We start from the raw sequence: 6,360 nt of genomic DNA on the forward strand, positions 1-6,360 counted from the left end.
TTCGCCGGCTTCGATTAATACAGCGACTTGATTTCAAGGCCCCATGTTCGGTCATTTTCATCGCAGGGCAAGACACGCGGCCGGTCGCCGGCTGAACACGCTGCACGCGCTGGCGGATTTTCTGTCGCGCCGTCGGCCGGTCTGGATGGTGTCGTTTGCGGTGGATGAAACCAACCTGTCTGAAGGGCTGCGGGCAGCGTGTGCGTCGACCGCGATGCTGTTGCTCGGCAACCTGTTGCACAACCCGGCATTCGCGTGGGCGGCGATCGGCGCGTTCTGGACCTGTCTCGCAGATGCAGCAGGTTCGAACCGGATGCGCTTCGCCTCAATGACGGGTTTCGCGCTGTTGTCGACGGTATGCGGCGGCCTGACCGCGTTCGCTTCTGGCGCGGGGCCACTCGCCGCCGCACTGGCGATTCTGGTCTTTGCGACCGCTGGCGCGATGTGCCGCATCTGGGGCGCGGCTGCTTCACAGGTTGGCATTCTGGCAGCGACCGCGTGCGTGGTGATGGTCGACAAACCCATGCACAACTTGCGCGATGGTTTGCTGTTCCTCGCCATCTATCTGTCCGGGTGTCTCTTCGCCGTCGTACTCAGTCTCACGGTGTGGCGCATTCATCCGTTCGGCCCGAGCCGCACCGCAGTGCGTGCCGTCTATGGTCGTCTTGCGGATATCGCGCTCGACAGCGCCCGTCTCCTCAGACGCGAAGCGGCCGACTTCCGGCAGTGGGCGAGCCACGCCGCGACCTATCGCGGCCAGGCGCGCACCGCACTCGAGACTGCCCGCGAGGCGCTTGCCAAAGTCCCGAACTCGCGGGTCGACCAGCGTGCGACCTATGAAAACCTGTTGATCGCGCTGGCGGATACGGAGCGGCTTTTCGGCTATCTGATCGCCGTCACGGATGCCTGCGAGCGCGGGCATCACAGCCTGCACGAGCCGCAGCGCGCGGCGCGGTTACTGTCGGCGATGGCCGAAGTGTCGTTGCGCCTCGGCCGGGCCATTGACGATCAACCCGACGCGGCGCCGGTCGCGTTGCAGCAGCGTCTGCACAAGCTGGCGGGCCAGTTGGAGAGCGCGTTGGGCGAACCCCTGGCGCTGCGGCTGCGGTCTACTGGCACGCTGGAATTCGACCCTGCGCCGCGCCATGCGGCCAAGTGGTGGCAGGCCGCGGGGGACAGCGTCGTGCGTGCATGGCTCACCTTGAAAGCCAACGCTACGTTCGAGTCGATTGGCCTGCGGCATGCTGCGCGAGTGGGGATTGCCGTAACGGCGGGTTTCGCGATTGTCCGGGCGCTGCATATGCCATTCGGCTATTGGGCCACCATGGCGACCTTGCTGATTTTGCAGCCATCGATCGCGGGTACGTGGCCGCGCAGCATTGAGCGGGCGGCGGGCAGCATCGTAGGCGGACTGCTTGCGGCGGCAATTGGTCTCGCGGTGCATTCGCCAATCGGGATTTCGCTGATCGTGTTCCCGCTGATCTGCGCGACGATGGCGTTGCGGCCGGTGAGCTATAGCCTCTTCGTGCTCTTCCTGACACCGACCTTCGTGCTGGTGGCCGACTTCGCGACGCCGGGCGCAAGCGAACTGGTCTTTGCTTTGAACCGGCTCGGCAACAATGTCCTCGGCTGCGTGATTGCGCTGCTTGCGACGTTTGTGCTGTGGCCAAGCCGCGAGCCCATCGATTTCCGCTCGTGCCTCGCCGATGCCGTGCGGGCCAACCTGGGCTATCTCAGGAGTGTGCTTGCGCACGTCGGCGGCGAGGACATCGAGGGCGAGCGCTCAGTCGAGCTGGACCGCCGCGCAGCGGGTCTTGCGAGCAATAACGCGGAAGAGTCCTTTAACCGTCAGCGGCTGGAACGGCTCGACAGTACGATGGCCGATCGTGCCGCAATTACGGCGCTCGCGTTGTTGCGCCGCATGGCGGGCACGGCCACACGGATGCGGCTCACGGTGAACCGGGCGAAGGGGCACGGCGAACTGGCCGGATGGATCGAAACGGTGAGTGAAGAGATCGACGCGTCTCTGCACGGTGCGGCCTCAGCGCAGCCGGCCGCATCGTTCCCGCGCGAGCAGTTGTCGCTTGTGGAAGCGGACGCGGTCAATCAGGTCGCGCATCTGCGGCGTTTGCTGGTGGAAGATACAAGTTCGTTCCACCGCTAGCGCGCGTTGCCCGTCACCAACTGCAACGGCGTTTCGATGTACGGCGACAAGTCCTGCTGCCGCGTCTGCTCATTGAGCGCTTTGAGCGCCATGTCCACGCCGAACACCGCCTGGCGCGCCGGAAACTGATCGACCGTGGCGAGGATGCGCCCAGTAGCGATCAGCGGCGTGATGACGGCGTCGTTGTTGTAGCCCGTGATGTAGACGTTACCGGTGCGATGCGCGTTGCGCACTGCATCCACGGCGCCGGTGGCGATGCTGTCGTTGGCGCACAGCAGTCCCCGAAGGTGTGGGTGCTGCGCCATCATCACAGCGGCTGCTGCTTTGCCTTTGCTGTAGACCCAGTCGCCCGATGCGATGGCAGCGATTTTGATGTGCGTGGCATCCATCGCTTCCTTGAAGCCGTCGGTGCGCTGCTGCGCGTTGCGATCGGTAGCGACGCCTTCGATGATGCCGACTTCGTCGCCGGGCCTGAGTTTGGTGGCCAGATAATCCGCCACCATCTGCGCACCCTTGAGGTTGTCCGGCCCGACAAACGGCACGGTGATGCGGGCGGCCCGCGTGGCGGATTCATCGAGTGGATTGTCGATAGCGATCACGATGATGCCCGCATCGATCGCGCGCGCCACCACGGGCACCAGCGCTTTCGAATCGGTCGGCGCGAGCACGATCGCATTGATGTGCGAGGCGATCAGTTCCTCGACGATACGGATCTGACCCGCGGTGTCCGTCTGGCTTGCGGTGCTGCGCACCGTGAGGTCGAACTCCGACGCGAAATGCTTCTGATAGTTTTGCGCGCCACTCGACATGGCCATCGTGAACGGGTCGGCGAGCGACTTCAACACGAGGGCGATCGTTACCTTGCCACTCAGCATGGCATTCGCGATTTTCGAATTCATGAGACCAGCGCTTGCGAGCACGCCGGCCACCAGCACGCGTCGGCGTGTCTTCTGTACCATTGGTTTCCTTTCCTGGTGCGCGAGGCCATGCGCCGCTCGCAGGCGAGCGCCAGTGTTTCGCGCAGAGCAATGATACAGCGGGAGCATGTCAGTTCGTCACTTCAGGGCGACGAGGTTTGCTTCTATCTAACGCCCTGCAAATGGAGAGATCGTTCGACAGAGACGAACGATCATGCAACGCGTAGCGATCCCGTGGCTTTCGCGCTTTCAACTTCTTCATTCGTCGGCTAAGCTCAGTCGGGAAGCTACGCACGAGTCCGATCACGGCTTCCCATCTTTTGTCCTCAATGGTTTTCACACCACCGGCGCAGTTTTTGCAGATGCGCCGGCCATCTCGCACAGACAGGAGCGCGTTTCATGAACTACGTAACGACTCAGGACGGCGCAAAGATTTTCTACAAGGATTGGGGCACGGGCCAGCCGGTCGTGTTTTCGCATGGGTGGCCGCTGTGCGCGGACGCCTGGGATGTGCAAATGCTGTTTCTGCTGCAAAAGGGGTATCGCGTGATTGCGCATGACCGTCGCAGCCACGGGCGTTCGAGTCAGACCGGCACCGGCAATGAAATGGATACCTATGCGGACGATCTTGCCGCAGTGATCGATTCGCTCGACCTGAAGGACGCGATGCTCGTGGGCCATTCCACAGGCGGCGGGGAGATTTCCCACTATGTTGGAAGGCATGGCACGAAGCGTGTCGCGAAGATGGTCCTGATCAGCGCGGTGCCGCCGCTGATGCTAAAGACCGAGGCGAATCCGGGCGGTGTGCCGATGGAAGTGTTCGACGGCATCCGCAACAGCACAGCGAACGATCGCTCGCAATTCTTCAAGGATCTGGCGATGCCGTTCTACGGCTACAACCGTCCCAATGCGAAAGTGGAGCAGGGCGTAATCGACGAGTTCTGGCGTGAAGGGATGATGGGTTCGATCCTCGGCCTGTACGAGTGCGTCAAGCAGTTCTCGGAAGTGGATTACACGGCCGATCTGGAGAAAATCGATGTGCCGACATTGATCCTGCAAGGCGACGACGATCAGATCGTGCCGCTGGATAACTCGGGGCGCAAGTCCGTGCAGATCATCAAGGACGCCAGTCTCAAGGTGTATCCGGGTGCGTCGCACGGCATGTGTACGACCGAGTCGGCCAAGGTCTGCGCCGATCTGCTGGAGTTTCTGAAGTCGTAACGCCGCGTGCCTGGCGATAGCGGGCTTCACGGTGCATTGACCGTGAAGCCCGCTTCGTTTTACTGCAGCGTGAGTTCGCCTATAGCGCGTGCGCCGGATGAGGCGGATCGTCGAATGCCCCCCAAACCGATTGATCGAAGTTGACCATTGAGCCGGTCATCATGCCGGACTCGTCGCTGGCGAGAAAGGCGACTGCGCGCGCGGCCTCGTGCGGATCGATCAGGCGTCCGAACGGTTGTGCGGCGCCAGCCGTTGCGAGCCAGTCGTCGGCCGCGCCATGGTATTCGCGCTGAATACGATCCTCGCCATCCGAGGCCATCCAGCCCAGATTCAGGCCGTTCACCCGAATCCGGTTGCGCAATAGCGCGTAGGCGGTGTTTTGTGTAAGCGTCGCGAGCGCGCCCTTTGACGCGCAATAGGCCGCGATAAACGGTTGACCGGCCATCGCCGACATCGAGCAGACGTTGACGATCGCGCCCGGTATGCCCTCGCGTCGCATCACCGCAATGGCGTCCTGCATCAGAAAGAAGGGTGCGCGCACGTTGGTGGCGAACATGCGGTCGAAGAGCGCCGGATCCGTGTCGAGGATCGTGCCGCGATCGGTCATTGCGGCGGCGTTCACGAGCACGTCGACGCGGCCGAACCGACTGTCGGTGCAGGCGATCAGTTTGCGGCAATCATCGACGCTTTCCAGATCCGTCTGAACGAAGCGCACATCGGCGCCGCTCTTCTCACTGAGTTCGCACGCCTTCGCTTCGCCTTTCTCCCGCGAGCGTCCGCAAATCACAATACCTCGTGCACCGCGTTCGGCGAACAGTGCGGCAATTGCCGCGCCGAGTCCCTGGGAGCCGCCGGTGATAACCGCGACCTTTGATGCGAATGGTTGCATGAATGTCTCCGTGATGAGTTTTGTCACTCGACGTCGTATGTGCTTCGTTGAAACTCGCGCCTGGTCTATCTGGTTAGGATGCCGTAGAGATTAGGCGGCGCAATTGAGGATATCTTGTGAATCCGTTGCGGCAAGTGCGGTTCGCGGATCGCTCGATCTATGAACGATACGGGATAGCGTCCAGTTCTTCACCTGGAAAACTGATGGGCTTCCACCAGGGGTTGGGCGCTGGCTAAGAAAATCGGAGGTTCCTTGAATGGAAAGATTATTCCACTTTGTTGGATGATGCAATAAATATTGCAATTGCGATGACGACCCGCGCTGCGCAGGGCGGGGGCGCTTGAATTTCTTCTATCCTCAGACTCGAGATGCCGCCGCGATGGCGGCGAATGCGGCCTGGCGCGAGGGGATCATGCGTTGCGGGGCGCCATAAACGGCGCCCCGTAGCCTGAACGCTTCTTTTTGCTCTCGTTTCGCGGCTTACTTTGAAGGCGTGGATGACGTGGAAGGCATCGCGGCCGTTGCAGACGTTGCAGCCGCTGCAGGCGTTTCAACTGCCGCAGGGGTTGCCTGCGCCGCGGGCGTCGCCGCCGTTGCCGGCGCGTTGTCCGCGGTCTCCCACCCGCCACCCAGCGCGAGGAACAGATTCGCCTGATCAATCGCTACTTGACCTTCAGCGGCCGCCACTTGCGCATGAGTTGCCGTCAACGTGCGCGTGGCATCGAGGTCGTTGATAAAGGACTGGCGTCCACCCACGTACAGCCGGTGCGTTTCGCTCGCCGATTCCGTGGCCGACTTCAGCGCCGCTCGCAACGCCTCGGCGCGGGCGTAGTCCGACACATAAGTCGCGAGACTCGTCTCGGTTTCGCGCAGGGCATTCAGCACCACGCCGTCGAAGTGGGCGAGCGCCGCCGTGCTTGCATCCTGAGCCTCGCGCACACGGCCGCGTGCGCCGTTGACCGGAAAGGTCCAGTTGATCAGCGGTCCAAAACGCCAGTAGTTAGTGGGCGAGGTGCCCAGGTCTTCGACAACGCCGATAACGCCAGTCGATGCCCCGAAGCTCACAGTCGGATACAGCGCGCCGGTTGCCACGCCGATGCGCGCGGTCGAGGCCGCCAGTTGCCGCTCGGCTTCGCGTACGTCCGGACGGCGCTTGAGCAGGGCGGCGC

The 6,360-nt window shown here is 62.5% G+C and carries 5 protein-coding genes; 2 read left to right on the forward strand and 3 right to left on the reverse strand.

The features are described 5' to 3' along the window. Window positions 1–43: 43 nt before the first annotated feature. Window positions 44–2,164, forward strand: a complete 2,121-nt coding sequence (locus tag WCA85_RS21185; RefSeq protein ID WP_424066828.1) for an FUSC family protein — start codon at window positions 44–46, stop codon at window positions 2,162–2,164. Here WCA85_RS21185 and WCA85_RS21190 read toward each other — a convergent pair. Continuing rightward, window positions 2,161–3,123 carry a substrate-binding domain-containing protein gene (locus WCA85_RS21190; protein ID WP_424066829.1) on the reverse strand — a complete coding sequence of 321 codons (963 nt, stop codon included), beginning with the start codon at window positions 3,121–3,123 and terminating at the stop codon, window positions 2,161–2,163. The two genes, WCA85_RS21185 and WCA85_RS21190, sit on opposite strands and share 4 nt — an antisense overlap. A 357-nt stretch (window positions 3,124–3,480) precedes the next feature. Here WCA85_RS21190 and WCA85_RS21195 point away from each other — a divergent pair, with 357 nt between their 5' ends. Further along, window positions 3,481–4,302: an alpha/beta fold hydrolase gene (locus WCA85_RS21195; RefSeq protein ID WP_424066830.1), complete on the forward strand. Its 822-nt coding sequence runs from the start codon at window positions 3,481–3,483 to the stop codon at window positions 4,300–4,302. Window positions 4,303–4,381: 79 nt separating this feature from the next. Here WCA85_RS21195 and WCA85_RS21200 read toward each other — a convergent pair whose 3' ends face one another. Then, window positions 4,382–5,191: an SDR family oxidoreductase gene (locus WCA85_RS21200; RefSeq protein ID WP_424066831.1), complete on the reverse strand. Its 810-nt coding sequence runs from the start codon at window positions 5,189–5,191 to the stop codon at window positions 4,382–4,384. Between the two features lie 480 nt (window positions 5,192–5,671). Then, window positions 5,672–6,360: TolC family protein (locus WCA85_RS21205; protein WP_424066832.1), on the reverse strand; the 689-nt coding region annotated here is incomplete at its 5' end.

Source organism: Paraburkholderia sp., assembly GCF_049581445.1.
In the GTDB taxonomy this organism is placed as follows: domain Bacteria; phylum Pseudomonadota; class Gammaproteobacteria; order Burkholderiales; family Burkholderiaceae; genus Paraburkholderia.

What these genes read in the sequence shown, in the direction of transcription:
- WCA85_RS21190 (WP_424066829.1), bottom strand. Translation starts at nt 3,123, where the DNA reads ATGGTACAGAAGACACGCCGACGCGTGCTGGTGGCCGGCGTGCTCGCA.
- WCA85_RS21200 (WP_424066831.1), bottom strand. Translation starts at nt 5,191, where the DNA reads ATGCAACCATTCGCATCAAAGGTCGCGGTTATCACCGGCGGCTCCCAG.
- WCA85_RS21195 (WP_424066830.1), top strand. Translation starts at nt 3,481, where the DNA reads ATGAACTACGTAACGACTCAGGACGGCGCAAAGATTTTCTACAAGGAT.
- WCA85_RS21185 (WP_424066828.1), top strand. Translation starts at nt 44, where the DNA reads ATGTTCGGTCATTTTCATCGCAGGGCAAGACACGCGGCCGGTCGCCGG.